The organism is Pseudomonas sp. Au-Pse12 (assembly GCF_021341665.1).
GTDB lineage: Bacteria > Pseudomonadota > Gammaproteobacteria > Pseudomonadales > Pseudomonadaceae > Aquipseudomonas.
On sequence record NZ_JAJTTH010000005.1, the window covers coordinates 94,439 to 118,241 of the forward strand.

Annotated in this window: 24 protein-coding genes; all 24 read left to right on the forward strand. The window is 62.3% G+C overall.

Annotated features, from left to right (window positions below):
- Positions 1–88: 88 nt before the first annotated feature.
- Positions 89–1,300: a sensor histidine kinase gene (locus LXM55_RS15330; RefSeq protein ID WP_442799760.1), complete on the forward strand. Its 1,212-nt coding sequence runs from the start codon at positions 89–91 to the stop codon at positions 1,298–1,300.
- A 5-nt stretch (positions 1,301–1,305) separates the two neighbouring features.
- Positions 1,306–2,724, forward strand: a complete 1,419-nt coding sequence (gene fleR, locus LXM55_RS15335; RefSeq protein ID WP_233321155.1) for a sigma-54-dependent response regulator transcription factor FleR — start codon at positions 1,306–1,308, stop codon at positions 2,722–2,724.
- A gap of 128 nt (positions 2,725–2,852) precedes the next feature.
- A complete protein-coding gene (gene fliE, locus LXM55_RS15340) occupies positions 2,853–3,179 on the forward strand; it encodes a flagellar hook-basal body complex protein FliE (RefSeq protein ID WP_011059973.1) in 327 nt (108 codons plus the stop codon).
- 15 nt (positions 3,180–3,194) lie between these two features.
- Positions 3,195–4,982 (forward strand): flagellar basal-body MS-ring/collar protein FliF, encoded by a 1,788-nt coding sequence (gene fliF / locus LXM55_RS15345; protein ID WP_233321157.1) that lies wholly within the window; start codon positions 3,195–3,197, stop codon positions 4,980–4,982.
- Complete coding sequence (gene fliG, locus LXM55_RS15350; RefSeq protein ID WP_011059975.1) at positions 4,975–5,994, forward strand: flagellar motor switch protein FliG; 1,020 nt, start codon at positions 4,975–4,977, stop codon at positions 5,992–5,994. Before fliF ends, fliG begins: the two co-directional genes overlap by 8 nt.
- Positions 5,995–6,003: 9 nt before the next feature.
- The gene (gene fliH / locus LXM55_RS15355) at positions 6,004–6,849 is read left to right on the forward strand and encodes a flagellar assembly protein FliH (RefSeq protein WP_233321160.1); all 846 of its coding nucleotides are present in this window, start codon (positions 6,004–6,006) and stop codon (positions 6,847–6,849) included.
- A complete protein-coding gene (gene fliI, locus LXM55_RS15360) occupies positions 6,839–8,197 on the forward strand; it encodes a flagellar protein export ATPase FliI (RefSeq protein WP_233321161.1) in 1,359 nt (452 codons plus the stop codon). The genes fliH and fliI overlap by 11 nt, the downstream gene beginning before the upstream one ends.
- A gap of 6 nt (positions 8,198–8,203) precedes the next feature.
- Entirely contained in the window at positions 8,204–8,653 is a 450-nt protein-coding gene (gene fliJ / locus LXM55_RS15365; RefSeq protein WP_233321163.1) for a flagellar export protein FliJ, read from the forward strand.
- Positions 8,654–8,740: 87 nt separating this feature from the next.
- On the forward strand, positions 8,741–9,046 hold the full coding sequence (locus LXM55_RS15370) for an STAS domain-containing protein (protein ID WP_011059979.1): 306 nt from the start codon (positions 8,741–8,743) through the stop codon (positions 9,044–9,046).
- 14 nt (positions 9,047–9,060) lie between these two features.
- Positions 9,061–10,758 (forward strand): SpoIIE family protein phosphatase, encoded by a 1,698-nt coding sequence (locus LXM55_RS15375; RefSeq protein WP_325169899.1) that lies wholly within the window; start codon positions 9,061–9,063, stop codon positions 10,756–10,758.
- Positions 10,759–10,788: 30 nt separating this feature from the next.
- Complete coding sequence (locus tag LXM55_RS15380) at positions 10,789–11,133, forward strand: Hpt domain-containing protein (RefSeq protein ID WP_233321167.1); 345 nt, start codon at positions 10,789–10,791, stop codon at positions 11,131–11,133.
- A 98-nt stretch (positions 11,134–11,231) separates the two neighbouring features.
- Positions 11,232–12,659 carry a flagellar hook-length control protein FliK gene (locus LXM55_RS15385; RefSeq protein ID WP_233321169.1) on the forward strand — a complete coding sequence of 476 codons (1,428 nt, stop codon included), beginning with the start codon at positions 11,232–11,234 and terminating at the stop codon, positions 12,657–12,659.
- A 190-nt stretch (positions 12,660–12,849) separates the two neighbouring features.
- Positions 12,850–13,350, forward strand: coding sequence for a flagellar basal body-associated protein FliL (gene fliL / locus LXM55_RS15390; protein ID WP_233321171.1), 501 nt, complete (start codon positions 12,850–12,852; stop codon positions 13,348–13,350).
- A gap of 9 nt (positions 13,351–13,359) precedes the next feature.
- On the forward strand, positions 13,360–14,328 hold the full coding sequence (gene fliM / locus LXM55_RS15395; protein ID WP_011059984.1) for a flagellar motor switch protein FliM: 969 nt from the start codon (positions 13,360–13,362) through the stop codon (positions 14,326–14,328).
- 55 nt (positions 14,329–14,383) lie between these two features.
- Positions 14,384–14,845: a flagellar motor switch protein FliN gene (gene fliN / locus LXM55_RS15400; RefSeq protein ID WP_233321173.1), complete on the forward strand. Its 462-nt coding sequence runs from the start codon at positions 14,384–14,386 to the stop codon at positions 14,843–14,845.
- An 18-nt stretch (positions 14,846–14,863) separates the two neighbouring features.
- A complete protein-coding gene (gene fliO, locus LXM55_RS15405) occupies positions 14,864–15,289 on the forward strand; it encodes a flagellar biosynthetic protein FliO (RefSeq protein ID WP_267924448.1) in 426 nt (141 codons plus the stop codon).
- A complete protein-coding gene (gene fliP / locus LXM55_RS15410) occupies positions 15,289–16,038 on the forward strand; it encodes a flagellar type III secretion system pore protein FliP (RefSeq protein ID WP_011059987.1) in 750 nt (249 codons plus the stop codon). Before fliO ends, fliP begins: the two co-directional genes overlap by 1 nt.
- Before the next feature lie 24 nt (positions 16,039–16,062).
- On the forward strand, positions 16,063–16,332 hold the full coding sequence (gene fliQ, locus LXM55_RS15415; RefSeq protein WP_011059988.1) for a flagellar biosynthesis protein FliQ: 270 nt from the start codon (positions 16,063–16,065) through the stop codon (positions 16,330–16,332).
- Positions 16,333–16,336: 4 nt separating this feature from the next.
- Positions 16,337–17,119, forward strand: coding sequence for a flagellar biosynthetic protein FliR (gene fliR / locus LXM55_RS15420; RefSeq protein ID WP_233321177.1), 783 nt, complete (start codon positions 16,337–16,339; stop codon positions 17,117–17,119).
- 3 nt (positions 17,120–17,122) lie between these two features.
- Positions 17,123–18,298 (forward strand): flagellar biosynthesis protein FlhB, encoded by a 1,176-nt coding sequence (gene flhB / locus LXM55_RS15425; RefSeq protein ID WP_233321178.1) that lies wholly within the window; start codon positions 17,123–17,125, stop codon positions 18,296–18,298.
- A 254-nt stretch (positions 18,299–18,552) separates the two neighbouring features.
- Positions 18,553–20,682, forward strand: a complete 2,130-nt coding sequence (gene flhA / locus LXM55_RS15430) for a flagellar biosynthesis protein FlhA (RefSeq protein ID WP_233321180.1) — start codon at positions 18,553–18,555, stop codon at positions 20,680–20,682.
- 11 nt (positions 20,683–20,693) lie between these two features.
- Positions 20,694–22,016, forward strand: coding sequence for a flagellar biosynthesis protein FlhF (gene flhF, locus LXM55_RS15435; RefSeq protein WP_233321181.1), 1,323 nt, complete (start codon positions 20,694–20,696; stop codon positions 22,014–22,016).
- 118 nt (positions 22,017–22,134) lie between these two features.
- Positions 22,135–22,965: a flagellar synthesis regulator FleN gene (gene fleN / locus LXM55_RS15440; protein WP_016963180.1), complete on the forward strand. Its 831-nt coding sequence runs from the start codon at positions 22,135–22,137 to the stop codon at positions 22,963–22,965.
- Positions 22,962–23,702 carry an RNA polymerase sigma factor FliA gene (gene fliA, locus LXM55_RS15445; protein ID WP_011060003.1) on the forward strand — a complete coding sequence of 247 codons (741 nt, stop codon included), beginning with the start codon at positions 22,962–22,964 and terminating at the stop codon, positions 23,700–23,702. Before fleN ends, fliA begins: the two co-directional genes overlap by 4 nt.
- The last annotated feature ends 101 nt before the right edge of the window (positions 23,703–23,803 follow it).

Here is a 23,803-nt window from a genome sequence, read left to right on the forward strand (position 1 = left end):
AAATTGGGTGGTTTTTTTTAGGCACGGGTATTGCTAAGTCTCTTGCAACGTTCCGTTTAACTGACGGTCAGCCACGCGAGAGAGCACGATGCCCCAAGCCGCCCAGATGTCTCCTGCCCCCGATACCCAGGGGCAATCGTCGTCCGTAGAGCAGGCGAGTCGGCTCGGTCTTGAGCAGGCCTTCGCCTTGTTCAACCAGATGTCGAGCCAACTTACTGACTCCTACAGCATGCTTGAAGCCCGAGTGACCGAACTCAAGGGCGAGTTGGCGGTGGTCAGCGCCCAGCGCATGCAGGAGCTGGCGGAAAAGGAGCGGTTGGCCAATCGTCTGCAGAACCTGCTGGACCTGTTGCCAGGCGGGGTCATCGTGATCGACGGCCATGGCATCGTCACCGAAGCCAATCCGGCCGCCGGCGAGCTGTTGGGGCTGCCGCTGGAAGGGCAGCTATGGCGCAACATCATCGCCCGCAGTTTTGCGCCCCGTGAAGACGACGGCCATGAAATCTCTCTGCGTGACGGTCGGCGCCTGTCGATTTCCACGCGCTCGCTGGATGCCGAGCCCGGGCAGTTGGTGCTGCTCAATGACTTGACCGAAACCCGCCACCTGCAAGACCAGTTGGCTCGTCACGAGCGCTTGTCCTCCCTGGGCAAGATGGTCGCCTCCCTGGCGCACCAGATTCGTACGCCGCTGTCGGCGGCCCTGCTGTACGCCAGTCATCTCACCGAACAAGAGTTGCCGGTGGCCACTCATCAGCGTTTCGCCGGGAAACTCAAGGAGCGTTTGCACGAACTGGAGCACCAGGTGCGCGACATGCTGGTGTTCGCCCGTGGTGAATTGCCCCTGACCGATCGCCTGACGCCCAAGTCCCTGCTGCAGTCGTTGCAGGCTGCCGCATTGACCCACGTCCAGGATGTTGCGGTGCGCTGGCAGTGCGACAGTCACAGCGGCGAGTTGCTGTGCAACCGCGACACGCTGGTGGGCGCCTTGCTCAATCTGATCGAGAACGCCATCCAGGCCAGTGCGGGCAAGGCGCGGCTCAAGGTCCACCTCTACACGCGGGGCGACACCCTGCGGTTGTGCATCAGTGACAGCGGCAGCGGCATAGAGGCTGCGGTCCTGGCGCGCCTGGGGGAGCCGTTTTTCACCACCAAGACCAACGGAACCGGGCTCGGCCTGACTGTAGTCAAAGCGGTTGCCCGTGCTCATCAGGGAGAATTGTCGCTGCGCTCGCGTCCCGGGCGCGGTACTTGTGCGCTGGTGACACTGCCTTTGTTCTCCAGCGCTCATGGAGTGGAGTGAAGGTAATGGCAATCAAGGTTCTACTGGTTGAAGACGACCGTGCGTTGCGCGAGGCGCTGGCCGATACCCTGTTGTTGGCCGGTCATGACTACAAGGCTGTCGGCAGTGCGGAAGAAGCGCTGGAGGCAGTGGCTGGCGAGTCCTTCAGCCTAGTGGTCAGCGACGTCAATATGCCAGGCATGGATGGTCATCAGTTGCTTGGCCTGCTGCGTGCTCGCCAACCGCAATTGCCGGTGTTGTTGATGACCGCCCATGGCGCCGTCGAGCGTGCCGTGGAAGCCATGCGTCAGGGGGCGGCCGACTATCTGGTCAAGCCTTTCGAGCCGCGGGCCCTGCTCGATCTGGTGGCGCGCCATGCCTTGGGCAACCTGGGGGCTGGCGAAGATGAGGGGCCGGTGGCCTTCGAACCGGCCAGTGCGCAGTTGCTGGAATTGGCGGCGCGGGTGGCGCGCAGTGATTCCACGGTGTTGATTTCCGGTGAGTCCGGTACCGGCAAGGAAGTGCTGGCGCGCTATATCCATCAGCATTCGCATCGAGTCAGTCAGCCATTTATTGCCATCAACTGCGCGGCAATCCCGGACAACATGCTCGAGGCCACGTTGTTTGGCCATGAGAAAGGCTCTTTCACTGGCGCCATCGCTGCCCAGCCGGGCAAGTTCGAGCAGGCCGACGGCGGCACCATCCTGCTGGACGAGATTTCCGAAATGCCTCTGGGGCTCCAGGCCAAGTTGCTGCGGGTGTTGCAAGAGCGCGAGGTGGAGCGTGTGGGGGCGCGCAAGCCGATCACTCTGGATATTCGCGTGGTCGCCACCACCAACCGCGATCTGGCGGGGGAAGTGGCAGCGGGGCGGTTCCGTGAGGACCTGTATTACCGGCTGTCGGTATTCCCTCTGGCCTGGAGACCATTGCGCGAACGTACCGCCGATATCCTGCCGCTGGCCGAGCGTCTGCTGGCCAAGCACGTCAATAAAATGAAGCACGCGGCGGCCAGACTGTCCGCTGAAGCCCAGGCCTGCTTGCTGGCCTATCCATGGCCGGGCAACGTGCGGGAGCTGGACAACGCATTGCAGCGTGCATTGATTCTGCAGCAGGGCGGCCTGATCCAGCCGGAAGACTTCTGTCTTGCCGGCCCAGTGGCGTGTGCGCCGTTGCCGGCGTTGGCTCCGGCGTTGGCTCCGGTGTCGGCGATGGCGCCCCGTGGCGTGCCGGGAGAAACGGAGGTGCAGGCTCAAGAATCTGGCGGTTTGGGCGATGACCTGCGGCGTCGGGAGTTTCAGATGATTATCGACACCCTGCGTTCAGAGCGCGGGCGACGTAAGGAAGCGGCGGAGCGCCTGGGCATCAGCCCGCGGACCTTGCGCTACAAACTGGCGCAGATGCGCGACGCTGGAATGGACGTCGAGGCTTATCTGTTCGCGACCTGACCGGTGAGTGGAAAGCCCAGGATGGGCTTTTGTCGAGAAGGGCCATGGAGCTGGCACCCTTGTTGCTAACACCTCACTAACCGCTGAGTGAGCGTCAAAAAATTGCGGGTCGTCAGAGAGAGTAGACCATGAGCCAAGGTGTTGAATTTAATCGGTTGATGCTGGATATGCGAGCCATGCAGATGGACGCAATGTCGCAGCCTAAATCCGCCGCGGTGGCAGAAGTCAGCGGCAGCAGTTTTGCTGACATGCTTGGCCAGGCCGTGAACAAGGTCAATGACACCCAGCAAGCATCCAATCAGCTGTCCAGCGCCTTTGAAATTGGCAAGAGCGGTGTCGACCTGACGGATGTGATGATTTCCTCGCAAAAGGCCAGTGTGTCTTTTCAAGCCTTGACCCAGGTTCGCAACAAGCTGGTTCAAGCGTATCAAGACATCATGCAGATGCCGGTTTAAGGACGAGATTGAGTCATGGCAGAAGCAGTCGCCGATAACGTACCGGCCAAGGCCACCCCGATCGACGGTAAACCGCCGCTGTTCGGTTTGTCCTTCCTGGAAAACCTGTCTCAGATGACCATGCTGCGTCAGGTCGGCCTGTTGGTGGGCCTGGCCGCCAGCGTGGCGATCGGTTTTGCCGTGGTGCTGTGGTCCCAACAGCCCGATTACCGGCCGCTGTACGGCAGCCTGGCGGGTATGGATGCCAAGCAGGTCATGGATACCCTGGCCTCTGCCGACATTCCTTACACCGTTGAGCCCAATTCCGGTGCCTTGCTGGTCAAGGCCGACGACTTGTCCCGTGCCCGCTTGAAACTGGCCGCCGCTGGCGTAGCGCCGGGTGACGGTAACGTCGGTTTCGAGATCCTTGATAAAGAGCAGGGCCTGGGCACCAGCCAGTTCATGGAAGCGACCCGTTACCGTCGCGGCCTGGAAGGTGAGCTGGCCCGTACCATCTCCAGCCTGAACAACGTCAAGGGCGCCCGCGTGCACCTGGCGATTCCGAAAAGCTCGGTGTTCGTTCGTGACGAGCGCAAGCCCAGTGCTTCGGTCCTGGTTGAACTCTACTCCGGCCGCTCCCTGGAGCCGGGCCAGGTCATGGCCATCGTCAACCTGGTGGCGACCAGTGTTCCCGAACTGAACAAGTCCCAGGTCACCGTGGTCGACCAGAAGGGCAACCTGCTGTCCGATCAGGCGGAAAACTCCGCGCTGACCATGGCCGGCAAGCAGTTCGACTACAGCCGTCGCCTGGAAGGCATGTTGACCCAGCGGGTGCACAACATCCTGCAGCCGGTGCTGGGCAATGATCGCTACAAGGCTGAAGTCTCGGCCGATGTCGACTTCAGCGCGGTGGAATCCACCTCCGAGCAGTTCAACCCCGACCAGCCGGCCTTGCGCAGCGAGCAGTCGGTGAATGAACAGCGTTCCAGCAGCAATGGCCCGCAAGGTGTTCCGGGTGCCCTGAGCAACCAGCCACCTTCGCCGGCTTCGGCGCCGCAGACCACCGGTGGCGCGACTGCCGCGGCAGGCATGGTGCAACCGGGGCAGCCGCTGCTTGACGCCAATGGTCAACAGATCATGGATCCGGCGACCGGTCAGCCGATGCTGGCACCGTACCCGTCGGACAAGCGTCAACAATCCACCAAGAACTTCGAACTCGATCGCTCCATCAGCCATACCAAGCAGCAGCAGGGGCGCCTGAATCGCCTGTCGGTAGCGGTGGTGGTGGACGATCAGGTCAAGGTCAACCCGGCCAATGGCGAGACCAGCCGTGCGCCGTGGAGCGCCGACGAATTGGCGCGCTTCACCCGCCTGGTGCAGGACGCCGTGGGCTTCGATGCCAGCCGCGGCGACAGCGTCAGCGTGATCAACGTGCCGTTCTCCGCCGAGCGTGGGGAAGTGATCACCGACATTCCGTTCTACTCGCAGCCCTGGTTCTGGGACATCGTCAAGCAAGTGCTCGGCGTGCTGTTCATCCTGGTGCTGGTGTTCGGTGTATTGCGTCCGGTGCTCAACAACATCACCGGCGGTGGCAAGAACAAGCAACTGGCAGGCCTGGGCAGTGATGTCGAACTGGGCGGCATGGGCGGCCTGGACGGCGAGCTGGCCAACGATCGCGTCAGCCTCGGCGGGCCGCAGAGCATTCTGCTGCCGAGCCCGAGCGAGGGTTATGACGCTCAGTTGAACGCAATCAAGAGTCTGGTGGCTGAAGACCCGGGTCGTGTGGCTCAGGTCGTGAAAGAGTGGATTAACGCAGATGAGTGATAACCGAGCCGCTACCGCCAAACTGACCCGGGTCGACAAGGCCGCGATCCTGCTGCTGTCCCTGGGTTCTACCGATGCCGCGCAAGTGCTGCGCCACATGGGCCCTAAAGAGGTTCAACGAGTGGGCGTGGCCATGGCGCAGATGGGCAACGTGCACCGTGAGCAGGTCGAGCAGGTGATGAGCGAGTTCGTCGACATCGTCGGCGACCAGACCAGCCTCGGCGTCGGCTCCGATGACTACGTGCGCAAAATGCTCACCCAGGCCCTGGGCGAAGACAAGGCCAACGGCCTGATCGACCGCATCCTGCTGGGTGGCAACACCAGCGGCCTGGATAGCCTGAAATGGATGGAGCCGCGGGCCGTGGCCGACGTGATCCGCTACGAGCACCCGCAGATCCAGGCGATCGTGGTGGCTTACCTCGATCCGGATCAGGCGGGTGAAGTGCTGGGCAACTTCGACCATAAGGCGCGTCTGGACATCATTTTGCGGGTTTCCTCGCTCAATACCGTGCAGCCGGCGGCGCTCAAGGAACTCAACCAGATTCTCGAGAAGCAGTTCTCCGGCAACTCCAACGCTTCCCGTACCACCCTGGGTGGTATCAAGCGTGCTGCCGACATCATGAACTTCCTCGACAGCTCGATCGAAGGCCAGTTGATGGATTCGATCCGCGAAGTGGACGAAGACCTGTCCGGTCAGATCGAGGACCTGATGTTCGTCTTCAACAACCTCGCCGATGTCGACGATCGCGGCATTCAGGCGTTGTTGCGCGAAGTCTCTTCCGACGTGCTGGTACTGGCCCTCAAGGGCTCGGACGAAGGGGTCAAGGAAAAGATCTTCAAGAACATGTCCAAGCGTGCGGCGGAGCTGTTGCGCGACGACCTGGAAGCCAAGGGCCCGGTTCGCGTCAGCGATGTGGAAACCGCGCAGAAGGAAATCCTCACTATTGCCCGCCGTATGGCCGAAGCCGGAGAAATCGTTCTCGGCGGGAAGGGCGGCGAAGAAATGATCTAAGGTCGCTTTATGTCGTCCAGCAGTGATGAGTCCCAAAGCGAACTGATTCGTGCCCGGGACGTCGAGGGTTTTGACGTCTGGGCACTGCCCAGTTTCGATCCCGAGCCGCCCGAGCCCGAGCCCGAGCCTGAAGAGGTGCAGGAAGAAATCGAGGAAGTGCCGCTGGAGGAAGTCCAGCCGCTGACCCTCGAAGAGCTCGAGAGCATTCGCCAGGAAGCCTATAACGAAGGGTTCGCCACGGGTGAAAAAGAGGGCTTTCACAGCACCACCCTCAAGGTGCGCCAGGAAGCCGAAGTGGCCTTGAGCGCCAAGTTGCAGGCGCTCGAGCAACTGATGGTCAACCTGTTCGAGCCGATTGCCGAGCAAGACACGCAAATTGAAAAGACCCTGGTGGAGTTGGTGAAGCACATCACTCGCCAGGTGATCCAGCGTGAGCTGGCGATGGATTCCACGCAGATCGAGCACGTCATGCGCGAAGCGCTCAAGCTGTTGCCTCTGGGCGTCGGCAATGTGCGGCTGTACGTCAATCCACAGGATTTCGAGCAGGTCAAAAGCCTGCGCGAGCGGCATGAAGAGAGCTGGCGCATCGTCGAGGACGAAGCGCTGCTGCCTGGCGGTTGTCGGGTCGAGACCGAGCACAGCCGTATCGACGCCAGCGTGGAGACCCGGATCGCCCAGGCCATGGATCAGTTGGCCGACCAGTTGCACGAGCAGTCGCTGCATCCGGCGGCCGCGGACCTGGGCCTGGACCTGGGCCCCTTGACGCCGTCGGTGCCGGAGCGTGCGGCTGCCGATCCCGCCGCCGAGCAGGAAGCCGCCGAACACGAGTTTGCGGACCCCAGCTATGCGCCTTGAACGCACCAGCTTCGGCAAGCGCCTGGGCGGCTACGCCGGGGCTATCAGCTTGCCGGGCCAGCCGATCCTGGAAGGGCGGCTGTTGCGCATGGTCGGTCTGACCCTTGAGGCCGAGGGCTTGCGCGCCGCCATGGGCACCCGTTGCCTGGTGATCAATGATGACAGCTATCACCCGGTCAAGGTCGAGGCGGAAGTCATGGGCTTTTCCGGGGGCAAGGTATTCCTGATGCCGGTGGGCAGCGTTGCCGGGATTGCGCCGGGTGCGCGGGTCGTGCCATTGGCCGATACCGGTCGCCTGCCCATGGGCATGAGCATGCTCGGGCGCGTGCTGGATGGCGCTGGTCGGGCCCTGGACGGCAAGGGTGCGATGCGTGCCGAAGACTGGGTGCCGATCGACGGGCCGACCATCAACCCGCTCAAGCGCGACCCCATCAGCCAGCCGCTGGATGTGGGCATTCGCAGTATCAACGGTTTATTGACGGTAGGCCGCGGCCAGCGTCTCGGCCTGTTCGCCGGTACCGGCGTGGGCAAGAGTGTGCTGCTGGGCATGATGACCCGCTTCACCGAGGCCGACATCATTGTGGTCGGGCTGATTGGCGAGCGGGGTCGTGAGGTCAAGGAGTTCATCGAGCACATCCTCGGTGAGGAGGGCCTCAAGCGTTCGGTGGTGGTGGCATCGCCAGCGGACGACGCGCCGTTGATGCGTCTGCGGGCGGCAATGTACTGCACGCGGATCGCCGAATACTTTCGTGACAAGGGCAAGAATGTCCTGTTGCTGATGGACTCCCTGACGCGTTTTGCCCAGGCCCAGCGGGAAATTGCCCTGGCCATCGGCGAGCCGCCGGCGACCAAGGGCTACCCGCCTTCAGTGTTCGCCAAGTTGCCCAAGCTGGTGGAGCGGGCCGGTAATGCCGAAGCGGGCGGTGGCTCGATCACCGCGTTCTACACGGTATTGTCCGAAGGCGACGACCAGCAGGACCCGATCGCCGACTCGGCGCGGGGCGTGCTCGACGGGCATATCGTGCTGTCCAGGCGCCTGGCGGAGGAGGGGCATTACCCGGCCATCGACATCGAGGCCTCGATCAGCCGGGTGATGCCGGCGGTGATCAGCCCCGACAATATGGCACGGGCGCAGTATTTCAAGCAGCTGTGGTCGCGCTATCAGCAGGCTCGGGACCTGATCAGCGTCGGCGCCTACGTGGCCGGCGGCGACCGCGATACCGACGCGGCAATCTCCCTGCACCCGGCGATGGTTGCGTACCTGCGCCAGGGGCTCAACGACAATGTCAGCCTGGGTCATAGCCAGACCCACCTGGAGTTGCTGTTCGCTCCGGCAGCGGGCGGGTAACCGGTCGTGGCCGGTAGCCGTGCGGCGCGCCTGGCGCCGGTGGTGGACATGGCTGAAAACGCCGAGCGCACCGCTGCTCAGCGCCTGGAATACTTCAACGGCCAAGTGCGCGTCGCCCAGAGCAAGCTGGGCGACCTGGAGCGCTTTCGTGGCGACTACCAGGAGCAGTGGGTCGAGCGTGGCAAGCTGGGTGTCAGCGGCCACTGGCTGATGAACTACCAATACTTTCTCAGCCAACTGGACACTGCCGTCGGTCAGCAACGGCAAAGCCTGGCTTGGCATCAGAACAACCTCGATCGTGCTCGGGAGGCCTGGCAGCAGGCTTATGCTCGGGTTGAGGGGCTGCGCAAGCTGGTGCAGCGCTATGTCGACGAGGCCAGGGCGCTTGAGGACAAGCGCGAGCAGAAGTTGCTGGATGAACTTTCCCAGCGTCTGCCTCGTCAGAATCCCTACTGATAGCGTTCATTTGCCTTGTTCAGGTTGTCCCTCTGGCAAGTGGGTGCTAAACCTTTTAAACGTCGTCAATGACAAGGAAGCAGTCACATGTCGGTCGTTACAGAAATTTCCCCGGACGGGCAAAAACTCACGATATCCATCAGAGGGCGTTTCGATTTCGGGCGCCATCAGGAGTTTCGCGAATCCTACGAGCGCCTCAACCGGACGCCGGAGTCCATCGTGGTGGACCTCAAGGAAGCCACCTACCTCGACAGTTCGGCCCTGGGCATGCTGCTGTTGTTGCGTGACCACGCAGGCGGCGACAATGCCGATGTCCGGGTGATCAACAGCAACTCGGACGTGCGCAAGATTCTCGCCATTTCCAACTTCGACAAGCTTTTCGACATCAGTTGAGCGGTAGGCAGTCGATGCTCGAGCCCCTGTGTGTGCTGATCGCCGAAGACGGCGCGGCGGACCGTATGCTGCTGTCCAGCATTATCCGGCGTCATGGTCATCAGGTGCTGGCGGCGAGCAATGGTGCCGAGGCGGTGCAGTTGTTTCAGCAGCAGCGCCCGCACATCGTGCTGATGGACGCGCTGATGCCCGTCATGGACGGGTTCGAGGCTGCCCGGCAGATCAAGGCCCTGGCCGGCGAGAGCCTGGTGCCGATCATTTTTCTCACGTCCCTGAGTGGGGGCGAGGCGCTGGCCCACTGCCTTGAGGCGGGCGGTGACGACTTTCTGGCCAAGCCCTATAACCCGGTGGTGCTGGGCGCCAAGATCAACGCCATGGATCGCCTGCGGCGCCTGCAGGAAACCGTTCTGCGCCAGCGCGACCAGATCACCCGTCACCACGATTACCTGCTCAACGAGCAGCGGGTAGCCAAGGCGGTGTTCGATAAGGTTGCCCATTCCGGCTGCCTGGATGCGCCGAATATCCGTTACCTGCAATCGCCCTATGCACTGTTCAACGGTGATTTGCTGCTGGCGGCCCATACCCCGGCGGGTGACATGCATGTGCTGCTTGGCGACTTTACCGGTCACGGGCTGCCGGCGGCGGTAGGTGCCATGCCTTTGGCTGAGGTGTTCTATGGCATGACCGCCAAGGGGTACGGCCTGCCGGAAACCCTGCGGGAGATGAATGCCAAGCTCAAGCGCATCCTGCCGGTGGACATGTTCTGTTGCGCCACCTTGTTGTGCCTGAGTGTTCAGCGCAATGCGGTCGAGGTGTGGAATGGCGGCATGCCCGAGGGCTATCTGTACCGGCAGGCGAGTGGTACGCGAACGCCGCTGGTCGCTCGTCATCTGCCTCTTGGGGTGTTGAGTGCCGAGGCCTTCGAGGACCGTACCGAAGTGTTTCCCATGGCGCCGGGGGATCGGGTGTTCCTGCTGTCGGATGGGGTGATCGATACCTGCAACGCCGAGGATGAGCTGTTTGGCGTTGAGCGCTTGCACCAGGTGTTCGCCGCCAATCGCCAGGAGGCGCTGCTGTTCGAAGAGATACAGCAGGCCCTGGAGCGGTTCGGTGGCGGTGCCCGAGACGATGTGAGCATGGTTGAAGTGGGCTTGCCGGAGTGTCCCCGGTTGACGCCGCCGGCCGTGGTGTATTCGGACAGCGGCCAATCCTGCCCCCTGGACTGGTCGGTGAGTTTCGAGTTTCGCGCCGCCACCCTCAAGCGTTTCAACCCCTTGCCGTATCTGCTCCAGCTGTTGCTTGAAGTGCATGGCCTGCGCTCCCAGAGCGGTGCCCTGTACAGCGTGCTGGCGGAGCTCTATTCCAATGCCCTGGAGCATGGCGTGCTCAAGCTCGACTCCCGGCTCAAGCGTGATGCCGAGGGCTTTACCCGTTACTACCGCGAGCGCTCGGCGAGGCTGGCGCAGTTGCAGGAAGGCTACGTTCGCGTGCATCTGCACGTGCAGCCGCAGGGAACGGGAGGGCGCCTGGTGGTGCGGGTCGAGGACAGTGGCGAGGGGTTTGATGTTGCCACGGTCCTGGCGCGGCCCAATGACCTCGGGCGCTTGTCGGGGCGTGGCGTCAGCCTGATCCGGCAGATGAGTCGGCAGGCCGAGTGGGCGGACGATGGACGCAGTGTCTGCGTGGAGTTTTCTTGGGAGGCTCTGGCATAATTCCCGGGTTCTTGATCAAGGAGTGAACAAGTGGCTGAGATTCATCTGGACCACACGGTGCTCAATGCTTTGCAGGAAGTCATGGAGGATGAATATCCCGTGCTGCTGGATACCTTCGTCTGTGACTCCGAGGAGCGCGTGCGCCTGCTGCATAAGTCCGAAGATGCGATTTTGCTGGTAGCCACCGCCCACAGCCTCAAGGGCAGCAGCAGTAACATGGGCGCCACCCGTCTGGCTGAGCTCTGTCACCAGCTGGAGGTGCGCGCCGGGCAGTCGGCCACTGATGGCATTCGCCAACTGGTGGGTGAGATCGATGGCGAGTTCGCTATTGTCCGGCGCTTGTGCGAGCAGGAACTGCAGCGCTTTCACTGTTGAGAAGCCATTTTTTATCAGCGGGTTGGTGAAACTGGCTCGGCCCTTGCATTCAAGTCTCACAACTGTACCCATGATCCCCGTGCAGCGGAGACTGTCCCATGGCTGTTACCCCTAATTCGCTTTTTCAGGCCACTGCCCAGGCCAGCGCTAAGTCCAAGACTCAAGCGGCCCCTGCCAGCCCCCTGGCAAGCGTTGCCGAGCCTGGGGACAAGGCTTCCAGCTTTGCGCAGCTGTATGCCAAGGAGTCCCAGAGCAAGCCGCAAGCCAGGCTCCCGAGTGTTGCCGACAACTCGCCCAAGCCGGTGCGCGACAAGCCTGGCGACAACAGCCCGAAGAGGGATGTCAGCAACGACTCGTCTGCCGCGCCGCAGCCAGCGGTTGCCGATAGCGGCAAATCCTTGCCTGCCGACAAGCCGGCGAGCAGCGACAACAAAACGGCGTCCACGGACACCAGCAAGTCGACGGATACCAGTAAGTCGACGGATACCGCGCAAACCGATACCCCGCCGCCCAGCGATCCGGTGCTCGATCCGAGCCTGGTGCAGCTAACCCCGCCAGCGCCTGTGGTGCCCGCTGAAGCGCTGCCCGCGACGCCGGAGCCCGTGCCGGTGCCAGCGCCTCAGGTCGAGGCGGCGCCCGCTGTGCCGGTGCCGGCAATCGCTGCCGCCATCGTCGCGCCAGCCCCCGAGCCCGCCAAGCCGGAGTTCGACCCCGAGGCCGATCCCCTGGATGCCTTGCCGGCAGTGCGCCTGGCCATGGAGCAGGGTGGCCACGTATCGGCAACCAGCCAGGCCCAGCCGAAGGCCGCGCCGAGCAGTGCCGGCAACGAGGGGCAGTTGGCCTCGGTGCAGAACTTCGCCAATGGCATGCTCGGCATGCTTGAGCAGCAGGCCGGCAAGGGCGGCACCGAGCAGGGTAGTGAGAAGGCCTTTACCGGGCTGATCACTGAGGGCCTGAAGGATCTCAAGGGTGCCTCCAGCGACACCCGTGTGGATGACTTCGCCAATCGCCTGGCGGCACTGACTCAGGCGGCGACCCCCAAGACCGCCAACGCGGTCCCGGTCAACCAGCCTCTGGCCATGCACCAGAGCGGCTGGACCGAGGAGGTGGTCAACCGGGTGATGTACCTGTCCAGCACCAACCTCAAGTCGGCGGATATTCAGTTGCAACCGGCCGAGCTCGGGCGCCTGGACATTCGCGTGCACATGATTCCCGACCAGCAGACCCAGGTCACCTTCATGAGTGCCCATGCCGGGGTTCGCGAAGCCCTGGAAGGGCAGATGCACCGCATGCGCGACATGTTCAACCAGCAGGGCCTGGGGCAGGTGGATGTCAACGTGTCCGATCAGTCCCGTGGCTGGCAGGGCCAGGAGCAGGCGCAACAGGAACAGAATCGCCGCAGCGGTTCCAGCACCAGCGGTGGGCGCCGGGACGCTGGCGATGACGAGTCGTCTCCGGCCGTGGCAGAAGTGCAGGCTCCGGTACAGACCGTGATTGGTAGTAGTGCCGTCGACTACTACGCTTGACCCGTGTCGGGGCCGGCTCCCGGTCCCCGCGTTGATCCCTGCGGTGCAACGGTAATCGGTTGCCCCGCAGGTTTCCCCTCGCAACATTGCCCTTCGCTGTTCATCCCGGTCTTTCTGACAAATCTGGCATAACACTTGCTCTTGCCTTGCCGTGCGACTGTGAACCCCCGAATAGTGACGGATTATTGGCATGGCGAAGAGCGAAGCAGCAGAGAAACCCACCGCAGGGAAAAGCAAACTCAAGCTTATCCTGTTGATTGTCCTGGCGTTGTTGCTGGCCATCGGCCTGTCGGTCGGCGCCACCTGGTACTTCATGCACAGCTCCCAGAGCAAGCCCGCGCCGGCAGCGGAAACCGTCAGCAACGTCAAGCCAGCGGCGATCTACGAGCCCATGGCTCCGGCCTTCGTTGCCAACTACACGCAGAACGGTCGGCAGCGCTACATGCAGGTGAGCATTACCCTGCTGGCGCGTAACCAGGCTGATCTGGACGCGCTGAAAGTGCACATGCCGGTTATTCGCAACAACCTGGTGATGCTCTTCTCCGGACAGAATTTCGACACCCTGGCGACCCCGGTCGGCCAGGAAATGCTTCGCCAGAAGGCCACGGCCAGCGTCCAGGAAGTGGCGCAGAAAGAGGTCGGCAAAGTGGTGGTCGAGCAGTTGCTCTTTACTAACTTCGTACTGCAGTAGGAACACGACATGGCCGTGCAGGACCTGCTGTCCCAGGATGAGATCGACGCGCTGCTGCATGGCGTCGACGATGGTCTGGTACAGACCGAACACGCTGCCGAGCCCGGCAGTGTCAAAAGCTACGACCTGACCAGTCAGGATCGCATCGTCCGTGGACGCATGCCGACCCTGGAAATGATCAACGAGCGTTTTGCCCGCTACACCCGTATTAGCATGTTCAACATGCTGCGCCGTTCGGCGGACGTGGCGGTGGGTGGCGTGCAGGTCATGAAATTCGGCGAGTACGTGCACTCGCTGTACGTGCCCACCAGCCTCAACCTGGTGAAGATCAAGCCGCTGCGCGGCACGGCGCTGTTCATCCTTGACGCCAAGCTGGTGTTCAAGCTGGTGGACAACTTCTTCGGTGGCGACGGCCGCCACGCCAAGATCGAAGGGCGTGAGTTCACCCCCACCGAGTTGCGGGTGGTGCGCATGGTGCTGGAGCAGGCCTTCGTCGACCTGAAGGAAGCCTGGCAGGCGATCATGCCGGTCAACTTCGAGTACATAAACTCCGAAGTGAACCCGGCCATGGCCAACATCGTCGGCCCCAGCGAAGCCATTGTGGTATCGACCTTCCATATCGAGCTCGATGGCGGTGGCGGCGACCTGCACGTGACCATGCCGTATTCGATGATCGAACCGATCCGCGAAATGCTCGACGCCGGCTTCCAGTCCGACCTGGATGACCAGGACGAGCGCTGGAGCAAGGCCCTGCGCGAGGACGTGCTGGATGTGGCCGTGCCGCTGAGCGCCACCGTGGCCCGTCGCCAGTTGCGCCTGCGGGACATCCTGCACATGCAGCCGGGCGATGTGATCCCGGTGGAGCTGCCGGAAGACATGATCATGCGCGCCAATGGCGTGCCGTCGTTCAAGGTCAAGTTGGGTTCCCACAAGGGCAACCTGGCGCTGCAAGTGATCGAGCCGATCGAGCGCCGTTGAGCGGCGCTTCAACCTATTTGCTGTTCAATGAATTTTTGCCCGTCGAGGACCCATGATGGCTGACGAAATTAACTCCCAGGACGACCAGGCGCTGGCCGACGAGTGGGCTGCTGCGCTGGAAGAGACCGGTGATGCCGGTCAGGCGGATATCGACGCGCTGTTGGCGGCGGATGAGGGTGCAGCGTCAAGTTCCGGGCGTTTGCAGATGGAAGAGTTCGGCAGCATGCCCAAGAGCCACGAGCCGGTCACTCTGGACGGCCCCAACCTGGATGTGATTCTGGATATTCCGGTGTCGATCTCCATGGAAGTGGGCAGTACCGATATCAACATCCGCAACCTGCTGCAGCTCAACCAGGGCTCGGTCATCGAGCTCGACCGCCTGGCCGGCGAACCGCTGGACGTGCTGGTCAACGGCACCCTGATCGCCCACGGCGAGGTGGTGGTGGTCAACGAGAAGTTCGGTATTCGCCTGACTGACGTGATCAGCCCCAGCGAACGCATCAAGAAGCTGCGCTAAGTGAGCAAGCTGCTTGGCATGGCGCTCGCGCTGCCCCTGAGCGCCCTGGCTGCGGAGCCGGCGGCCACCGCCGCGGTGGTGGCGGCCGCGCCGGCAACGGGCAGTGTCAGTGGCCAGTTGACCCAACTGGTGCTGGGCTTGCTGCTGGTGATCGGCTTGATCTTCTTTCTTGCCTGGCTGTTGCGCCGGGTGCAGCAGGCCGGTCCTGCCGGCAAGGGCCAGGTGATTGAACTGATCGGTTCCCGGGCCCTGGGCCCGCGAGATCGCCTGGTGCTGGTGCAAGTGGGCAGCGAGCAGATTCTGCTCGGCCTGACCCCGGGCACCATCACCCCGTTGCATGTACTCAAAGAGCCGGTGCAGGTGCCCAGTGCCGAGCAGGCGACGCCCGAGTTCGCCCAGCGCCTGATGGAGCTGTTGGGCAAGGACCAGAAGGATAAGAAGTAATGCCGTTGCGCATCATCTTGACGTTGGCCCTGATGCTGGCGGCGCCGCTGGCGTTGGCCGCGGACCCGTTGTCGATCCCGGCGATCACCCTTGGCACCAACGCCAGCGGCCAGCAAGAGTACTCGGTCAGCCTGCAGATCCTGCTGATCATGACCGCGCTGAGCTTCATTCCGGCGTTCGTCATGCTGATGACCAGCTTCACCCGGATCATCATCGTCTTCTCGATCCTGCGTCAGGCCCTGGGCCTGCAGCAGACCCCATCGAACCAGATCCTCACCGGCATGGCGCTGTTCCTCACCATGTTCATCATGGCGCCGGTATTCGATCGGGTGAACCAGGACGCCTTGCAGCCTTACCTGGCGGAAAAGCTCACCGCCCAGGATGCCGTGGCCAAGGCCCAGGTGCCGATCAAGGACTTCATGCTGGCGCAGACCCGCAGCAGTGACCTGGAGCTGTTCATGCGCCTGTCCAAGCGCACCGACATCGCCAGCCCCGACCAGGCGCCGCTGACCATCCTGGTGCCGGCCTTCGTCACCTCCGAGCTCAAGACCGCGTTCCAGATCGGCTTCATGATCTTCATTCCGTTCCTGATCATCGATCTGGTGGTGGCCAGTGTGCTGATGGCCATGGGCATGATGATGCTCTCGCCCCTGATCATTTCCCTGCCATTCAAGATCATGCTGTTCGTCCTCGTGGACGGCTGGGCGTTGATCATTGGCACCCTGGCGGGCAGTTTTGGTGGTGTTTAAAACCTTGTTTGCGGGTGATCGACAATGACTCCAGAAGTCGCGGTAGACCTGTTTCGCGAAGCGCTCTGGCTGACCACCATGATGGTGGCGGTGCTGGTGGTGCCGAGCCTGCTGGTGGGTTTGATGGTGGCCATGTTCCAGGCGGCCACGCAGATCAACGAACAGACCCTGAGCTTCCTGCCGCGCTTGCTGGTGATGCTGGTGACCCTGATTGTCGCCGGCCCCTGGCTGGTGCAAACCTTCATGGAATACATCCGCCAGCTGTACGGCAGTATTCCGCAGTTGATCGGCTGAGCCGATGTCCCTGCTGGCGTTGACCGATACCCAGATCAGTACCTGGGTGGCGAGCTTCATGTTGCCGCTGTTCCGGGTCACCTCGTTGCTGATGGTGATGCCGATCTTTGGTACCACCCTGGTGCCGCGGCGGGTGCGCTTGTACTTTGCGCTGGCGATCACCGTGGTGATAGCGCCAGGGCTGCCGCCCATGCCCGAGGTGCACGCGCTGGATCTCAGCGGCCTGTTGCTGATCGCCGAGCAGATCCTGATTGGCGCGGTGCTGGGGTTTTCCCTGCAGCTGTTCTTCCAGGCCTTCGTGGTCGCCGGGCAGATCGTGGCGATCCAGATGGGCATGGGCTTCGCCTCCATGGTCGACCCCACCAACGGCGTTTCGGTGGCGGTGATCGGGCAGTTCTTCACCATGCTGGTGAGCCTGCTGTTCCTGGCCATGAACGGCCACCTGGTGGTGTTCGAGGTGTTGACCGAGAGCTTTACCACCTTGCCGGTGGGCGGCGGCCTGATGGTCAATCATTACTGGGAGCTGGCGGGCAAGCTCGGCTGGGTGCTGGGGGCGGCCTTGTTGCTGGTATTGCCGGCGATTACCGCGTTGCTGGTGGTGAATATCGCCTTTGGTGTCATGACCCGCGCCGCGCCGCAGTTGAACATCTTCTCCATCGGTTTTCCCCTGACCCTGGTGCTGGGCATGGGCATTGTCTGGATCAGCCTGGCTGACATTCTCAATCAGTATCAACCGCTGGCCTCCGAGGCTTTGCAGTTTTTACGCGAACTGGCAAAGGCGCGCTAAGCCATGGCAGAGAGCGAGAGCGGCCAGGACAAGACAGAAGAACCCACGGAGAAACGCAAAAAGGACTCCCGGGAAAAGGGCGAGATCGCCCGTTCCAAGGAGCTCAATACCCTGGCCATCATGCTGGCCGGGGCGGGTGGCCTGCTGGTCTATGGCGGCGGCCTGGCCCTCGATCTGCTGGAAATCATGCGCCTGAATTTCTCCCTGCCCCGGGAAGTGCTGCTCAGCCCCGGTTCCATGGGGCTGTACCTGCTGCACTCGGGCAAGATCGCCATTCTGGCGGTGCAGCCGGTGTTGCTGACGCTGCTGCTGGCGGCGATCATCGGTCCGATTTCCCTGGGGGGCTGGCTGTTCGCCGGCAAGAGCCTGGCGCCCAAGTTCAGTCGGATGAACCCGGCCAACGGCCTCAAGCGGATGTTTTCTCCCACGGCGCTGATCGAGCTGCTCAAGGCCCTGGCCAAGTTCGGCCTGGTGCTGTTCGTGGCGCTCTCGGTGCTCTCGGCGGACATCGACGACCTGTTGCGTATCGCTCATGAGCCGCTGGAGAAGGCGATCATCCACAGTGTCCAGGTGGTGGGCTGGAGCACCTTGTGGATGGCCTGCGGGCTGATCCTGATTGCCGCGGTGGATGTGCCGGTGCAGCTGTACCAGGCGCACAAGAAACTCTTGATGACCAAGCAGGAAGTGCGCGACGAGCACAAGGACCAGGAGGGGCGGCCCGAGGTCAAGCAGCGGATTCGCCAGTTGCAGCGCGAGATGTCTCAGCGGCGGATGATGGCGGCCATTCCGGAGGCCGACGTGGTCATTACCAACCCGACCCACTACGCCGTGGCCCTCAAGTACGACGCGGAAAAGGGTGGGGCGCCGGTGTTGCTGGCCAAGGGCAGTGATTTCCTGGCCCTGCAGATTCGCGAGATCGCCGTGGCTCACGAAGTCATGCTGCTGGAGTCGCCGGCCCTGGCGCGTTCGATCTTCTATTCCACCGAGCTTGAGGAAGAGATTCCTGCCGGGTTGTATCTGGCGGTGGCCCAGGTTCTGGCCTACGTCTACCAGATCCGCCAGCATCGCGCGGGCAAGGGCAAGCGTCCGGATCCGCTCAAGGACCTGCCGATTCCGCCGGATCTGCGGCGCGACACCTCTGGCAAGCAGTCGTCCACTGGCCCGATCGATCCGCTGTAAAGCGCGGGTTTGCAGCGGGGCCGAGGGTGACGTGCGTTGCGCCAGTAAAATGGCTAATCGCTATCATTGTCCTTGCAGGAGCCCGCTGGCCGCTGAGGGCGTCCAGGTGATCGCGTTCGCCAGCAAGGGGGCTCCCGCTGTTGGTTGTAGGCGGGGTGATTCCCGGGCTCCGGCAAAGTTGGAAGGTTTCTTGCAGTAGCAGCCCCGTGCCGCTTCAGGCGTCAAAAGTTTGCTTTACGGAACGGGGTAAATCGGTGGATCGCTCTCAGTTAATCAGCACAGCTCGCAGTAACCTGGCTGACCTCGGTCGAGGCAACCTGGGGGTACCGGTGCTGTTGCTGGTCATGCTGGCCATGATGATGTTGCCGGTCCCGGCGTTCCTGCTGGACGTGTTCTTCACATTCAACATCGCCCTGTCGATCGTGGTCCTGCTGGTGTGCGTGTACGCCCTGCGGCCGCTGGATTTCGCGGTATTCCCGACCATCCTGCTGGTGGCCACCTTGCTGCGTCTGGCGCTCAACGTCGCCTCGACGCGGGTGGTGATGCTTCACGGTCAGGAGGGCCACGCCGCCGCCGGTAAGGTGATCCAGGCCTTTGGTGAGGTGGTGATCGGCGGCAACTACGTGGTCGGTATCGTGGTCTTCGCGATCCTCATGATCATCAACTTCGTGGTGGTGACCAAGGGTGCCGGGCGCATCTCCGAGGTGAGCGCGCGCTTCACCCTGGACGCCATGCCCGGCAAGCAGATGGCTATCGACGCTGACTTGAACGCCGGCCTGATCGATCAGAACCAGGCCAAGCTGCGCCGCCTGGAAGTGGCCCAGGAGGCCGAGTTCTACGGTTCGATGGACGGTGCCAGCAAATTCGTTCGCGGTGACGCCATCGCCGGTTTGCTGATTCTGTTCATCAACCTGATCGGCGGCATGGCCGTCGGTATCTTCCAGCACAACATGAGCTTTGGCGATGCGGGCAGGGTCTACGCCTTGCTGACCATCGGTGACGGTTTGGTGGCGCAATTGCCTTCGCTGCTGCTGTCCACCGCAGCGGCCATCATGGTGACCCGGGCTTCGGGTTCCGAGGAGATGGGCAAGCAGATCAATCGGCAGATGTTCGCTTCGCCCAAGGCGCTGGCGGTGGCTGCTGGCCTGATGGCGGTGATGGGGCTGGTGCCCGGCATGCCGCACTTCTCCTTCCTCAGCCTGGCGGCCGTGGCGGGCGGCGCGGCTTACCTGGTCTGGAAGAAACAGAACCAGGTCAAGGTCAAGGCCCTGGAAGAAGTTCAACGTCAGCAGGACCTGCTGCCTTCCCCGGCACGCGCCTTGGAAACCAAGGAGCTGGGCTGGGATGACGTTACCCCGATCGACATGATCGGCCTGGAAGTCGGTTACCGGCTGATTCCCCTGGTGGATCGCAACCAGGGTGGACAGCTGCTGGCGCGGATCAAGGGGGTGCGCAAGAAGCTCTCCCAGGACCTGGGCTTTCTCATGCCTACCGTGCACATCCGCGACAACCTGGACCTGGCGCCGAGCGCCTATCGCCTGACCCTGATGGGGGTGATCCTGGCCGAGGCGGAGATCTATCCGGATCGCGAGCTGGCGATCAACCCGGGGCAGGTCTACGGCACGCTCAATGGTATCTCCGCCCGGGACCCGGCCTTCGGCCTGGAGGCGGTGTGGATCGAGATCAGCCAGCGGCCCCAGGCGCAGTCCCTGGGCTACACCGTGGTGGATGCGAGTACCGTGGTGGCTACCCACTTGAACCAGATTCTGTACAAGCACTCCAGCGAGCTGATCGGTCACGAAGAAGTCCAGCAACTGCTGCAAGTGCTATCCAAGAGTTCGCCGAAGCTGGCGGAAGAGTTGGTGCCAGGCGTGCTGTCGCTGTCGCAGTTGCTCAAGGTGTTGCAGGCGCTGCTGGCCGAACAGGTGCCGGTGCGCGACATCCGCAGCATTGCCGAGGCCATCGCCAACAATGCCGCCAAGAGTCAAGATACTGCCGCTTTGGTTGCAGCGGTGCGCGTCGGATTGTCTCGCGCCATCGTCCAAAGCATTGTAGGCACTGAGTCTGAGCTGCCTGTGATTACCTTGGAGCCAAGGTTGGAACAAATTTTGCTCAGCAGTCTGCAGAAGGCAGGACAAGGCCAGGAAGAAGGCGTTCTGCTCGAGCCAAGCATGGCAGAGAAGCTGCAGCGTTCGCTGATCGATGCGGCGCAGCGTCAAGAGATGCAAGGTCAACCGGTGATTCTGTTGGTAGCGGGTCCGGTCCGCGCCATGCTCTCGCGGTTCGGCCGTCTCGCCGTCCCGGGTTTGCATGTGCTGGCGTACCAGGAAATTCCGGACAACAAGCAAGTGACCATCGTTGCGACAGTAGGCCCCAACGGCTGAGGTAGTGGGTTATGCAAGTTAAGCGTTTTTTCGCCGCCGATATGCGTCAGGCCATGAAACTGGTTCGTGATGAGTTGGGCGCTGAAGCTGCCATCATCGGCAACCGGCGGATCGCCGGGGGTGTCGAGCTGACGGCTGCGCTGGATTACAAATTGTCGGCCTTGTCGCCACGGGTTCCGAACATGGAACTCGAAGACGAGCTGCGCAAGACCCAATCGCGGATTGTCACCGCCCAGGCCGAACTGAGCCTGCGGGGCGAGGGCGACAGCACCTCGATCACCAATCGCCAGTTGTTCGCCGGCCTGCCCCTGACGGCGGCGGAACCGCTGATCGAACCCACCCTGACCGAGCGTCCGCGCCCGGCCCCGGCGCCTGTCGCGCCAGTAGCCGATACCCGGGCGCTGGATTCGATGCGCTTCGAACTCAACGGCCTGCGCGAACTGCTGGAAGTCCAGCTGGGCTCGCTGGCGTGGAGCCAGCTGCAAGGCAGCCGCCCGGAGCAGGCCAACCTCTGGCGCCGCTTGCAGCGCATCGGTTTGTCCGGCCCGCTGGCCCGCGATCTGCTGGCGCTGATTACCGACATCAACGAACCTCGTCAGGCCTGGCGCATGTTGCTGGCGCACCTGGCTCGGATGATCCAGACCCCGGAAGTCGAGCCTCTGGAAGAGGGGGGCGTGATTGCCATGGTCGGCCCTGCCGGCATGGGCAAGACCACCACTCTGGCCAAGCTGGCGGCGCGCTATGTGCTCAAGTACGGGGCGCAGAACATTGCCCTGGTGAGCATGGACAGCTACCGCATCGGCGCCCAGGAACAGCTCAAGACCCTGGGGCGCATCCTCAATGTATCGGTGACCCACGTCGACCCGGGCCAGTCCCTGGCTCAGGCCCTGGACCCGCTGCTGCGCAAGCGCGTGGTGCTGATCGACACCGCCGGCCTGCAGGCCAGCGACCCGGCGTTGCGCATGCAGCTGGAGAGCCTGGCTGGTCGTGGCATTCGGGCGAAGAACTATCTGGTACTGGCGACCACCAGCCAGAAGCAGGTGCTGACCGCTGCCTACCACAGCTACAAACGCTGCGGTCTGGCGGGCTGCATCCTGACTAAACTTGATGAAACAGCCAGTCTTGGCGAGGTGTTGAGCCTGGCCATCAGTCATGAACTGCCGGTTGCCTATCTCACCGATGGCCCGCGGATTCCTGACGACCTGCACTTGCCTCGCCGGCATCAACTGGTGAGCCGCGCAGTGAGCGTGCAGATGCAGGAAGAACCCAGTGAGGAAGCCATGGCCGACATGTTCGCTGACCTTTACCACAGCCCGTCCAAGCGGGTTGGCTGAGGTAATCATGAATAGATTGCAGTGTATCTACATTGATGGTCTGCCATGCATTGTTCCAATGGTGAACGCGCAGCCAGTTATGTGGCCCCGTCTAAGTAAGACAAGGTAAAGAAAGAACATGGGCAGCATGCATCCCGTACAGGTGATTGCGGTGACCGGCGGCAAAGGTGGCGTCGGCAAGACTAATGTGTCAGTGAACTTGTCCCTGGCTCTGGCTGAGCTCGGCCGGCGGGTCTTGCTGCTGGATGCCGACCTGGGATTGGCCAATGTCGATGTCCTGCTGGGCCTGACCCCCAAACGTACCCTGGCCGATGTCATCGAGGGGCGCTGCGAGCTGCGCGATGTGCTGCTCCAGGGGCCGGGTGGCATCCGTATCGTGCCGGCCGCCTCGGGCACCCAAAGCATGGTGCACCTGAGTCCCGCACAGCATGCCGGCCTGATCCAGGCCTTCAGCGACATCGGTGACAACCTCGATGTGCTGGTGATCGACACCGCTGCGGGTATTGGTGACTCGGTAGTCAGCTTTGTCCGCGCGGCCCAGGAAGTGCTGCTGGTGGTCTGCGACGAACCGACTTCGATCACTGACGCCTACGCGCTGATCAAGTTGCTCAACCGCGATTACGGCATGAACCGTTTCCGGGTCCTGGCCAACATGGCCCAGAGCCCCCAGGAAGGGCGCAACCTGTTTGCAAAATTGACCAAGGTCACGGATCGCTTTCTGGACGTGGCTTTACAATACGTCGGTGCAGTTCCCTACGACGAAAGCGTACGCAAGGCCGTGCAAAAGCAGCGTGCGGTCTATGAAGCCTTTCCGCGTTCGAAGTGTGCATTGGCGTTCAAGGCCATCGCGCAAAAAGTTGATACCTGGCCGTTGCCGGCGAACCCACGCGGGCACCTGGAATTTTTTGTCGAGCGGCTAGTGCATCAAACAGCGGGACCGGTGCTATGACTGCCAGTGGCTACAACCTCTACAAGAAGTCGGCGCGTGACAGCCAGTACGAACTGATCGAGCGCTATGCGCCCCTGGTCAAGCGTATTGCCTATCACCTGCTGGCGCGGTTGCCGGCCAGTGTTCAGGTGGAAGACCTGATTCAGGCCGGGATGATCGGTTTGCTCGAAGTGTCGACCAAATACGACGCGAGCAAGGGCGCGAGTTTCGAAACCTACGCGGGTATTCGTATCCGTGGGGCGATGCTCGACGAGGTTCGTAAAGGCGACTGGGCACCGCGTTCGGTGCACCGTAATACGCGCATGGTCAGTGATGCGATTCGCGCAATTGAAGCTAAAACCGGTCGTGACGCTAAAGATCACGAAGTTGCGGCCGAACTTCAATTGAGTCTCGACGATTATTACGGGATTTTGAACGACACCTTGGGCAGCCGCCTGTTCAGTTTCGACGATCTGTTGCAGGACGGCGAGCATGAAGGGCTGCATGAGGATGGCGCCAGTGCTCATCTCGAGCCGTCACGGGACCTGGAGGATGAACGCTTCCAGGCCGCGTTGGCGGATGCGATTGCCAATTTGCCGGAGCGCGAGCGACTGGTGTTGGCGCTGTACTACGACGAAGAGCTGAACCTCAAGGAAATCGGTGAGGTCCTGGGGGTCAGCGAGTCGCGGGTCAGCCAGTTACACAGCCAGTGCGCAGCCCGTTTGCGGGGGCGTTTGGGGGAGTGGCGAGCGCGCTGACAGGCAGTGTGGGGACACTGCGTTCAGGGCCGGTGAAGCAAGCGCTGCACCGGTCTTGCAGTATGTGCTCCATGCAGTCGTTGTGTGTTATGCCGGATTGA

What these genes read in the sequence shown, in the direction of transcription:
- fliE (WP_011059973.1), top strand. Translation starts at nt 2,853, where the DNA reads ATGAGCCAAGGTGTTGAATTTAATCGGTTGATGCTGGATATGCGAGCC.
- fliI (WP_233321161.1), top strand. Translation starts at nt 6,839, where the DNA reads ATGCGCCTTGAACGCACCAGCTTCGGCAAGCGCCTGGGCGGCTACGCC.
- fleN (WP_016963180.1), top strand. Translation starts at nt 22,135, where the DNA reads ATGGGCAGCATGCATCCCGTACAGGTGATTGCGGTGACCGGCGGCAAA.
- fliR (WP_233321177.1), top strand. Translation starts at nt 16,337, where the DNA reads ATGTCCCTGCTGGCGTTGACCGATACCCAGATCAGTACCTGGGTGGCG.
- fleR (WP_233321155.1), top strand. Translation starts at nt 1,306, where the DNA reads ATGGCAATCAAGGTTCTACTGGTTGAAGACGACCGTGCGTTGCGCGAG.
- LXM55_RS15330 (WP_442799760.1), top strand. Translation starts at nt 89, where the DNA reads ATGCCCCAAGCCGCCCAGATGTCTCCTGCCCCCGATACCCAGGGGCAA.
- fliP (WP_011059987.1), top strand. Translation starts at nt 15,289, where the DNA reads ATGCCGTTGCGCATCATCTTGACGTTGGCCCTGATGCTGGCGGCGCCG.
- flhB (WP_233321178.1), top strand. Translation starts at nt 17,123, where the DNA reads ATGGCAGAGAGCGAGAGCGGCCAGGACAAGACAGAAGAACCCACGGAG.
- LXM55_RS15370 (WP_011059979.1), top strand. Translation starts at nt 8,741, where the DNA reads ATGTCGGTCGTTACAGAAATTTCCCCGGACGGGCAAAAACTCACGATA.
- flhF (WP_233321181.1), top strand. Translation starts at nt 20,694, where the DNA reads ATGCAAGTTAAGCGTTTTTTCGCCGCCGATATGCGTCAGGCCATGAAA.
- fliF (WP_233321157.1), top strand. Translation starts at nt 3,195, where the DNA reads ATGGCAGAAGCAGTCGCCGATAACGTACCGGCCAAGGCCACCCCGATC.
- fliQ (WP_011059988.1), top strand. Translation starts at nt 16,063, where the DNA reads ATGACTCCAGAAGTCGCGGTAGACCTGTTTCGCGAAGCGCTCTGGCTG.
- fliG (WP_011059975.1), top strand. Translation starts at nt 4,975, where the DNA reads ATGAGTGATAACCGAGCCGCTACCGCCAAACTGACCCGGGTCGACAAG.
- fliM (WP_011059984.1), top strand. Translation starts at nt 13,360, where the DNA reads ATGGCCGTGCAGGACCTGCTGTCCCAGGATGAGATCGACGCGCTGCTG.
- fliA (WP_011060003.1), top strand. Translation starts at nt 22,962, where the DNA reads ATGACTGCCAGTGGCTACAACCTCTACAAGAAGTCGGCGCGTGACAGC.
- fliL (WP_233321171.1), top strand. Translation starts at nt 12,850, where the DNA reads ATGGCGAAGAGCGAAGCAGCAGAGAAACCCACCGCAGGGAAAAGCAAA.
- LXM55_RS15375 (WP_325169899.1), top strand. Translation starts at nt 9,061, where the DNA reads ATGCTCGAGCCCCTGTGTGTGCTGATCGCCGAAGACGGCGCGGCGGAC.
- fliO (WP_267924448.1), top strand. Translation starts at nt 14,864, where the DNA reads ATGGCGCTCGCGCTGCCCCTGAGCGCCCTGGCTGCGGAGCCGGCGGCC.
- LXM55_RS15385 (WP_233321169.1), top strand. Translation starts at nt 11,232, where the DNA reads ATGGCTGTTACCCCTAATTCGCTTTTTCAGGCCACTGCCCAGGCCAGC.
- fliH (WP_233321160.1), top strand. Translation starts at nt 6,004, where the DNA reads ATGTCGTCCAGCAGTGATGAGTCCCAAAGCGAACTGATTCGTGCCCGG.
- fliN (WP_233321173.1), top strand. Translation starts at nt 14,384, where the DNA reads ATGGCTGACGAAATTAACTCCCAGGACGACCAGGCGCTGGCCGACGAG.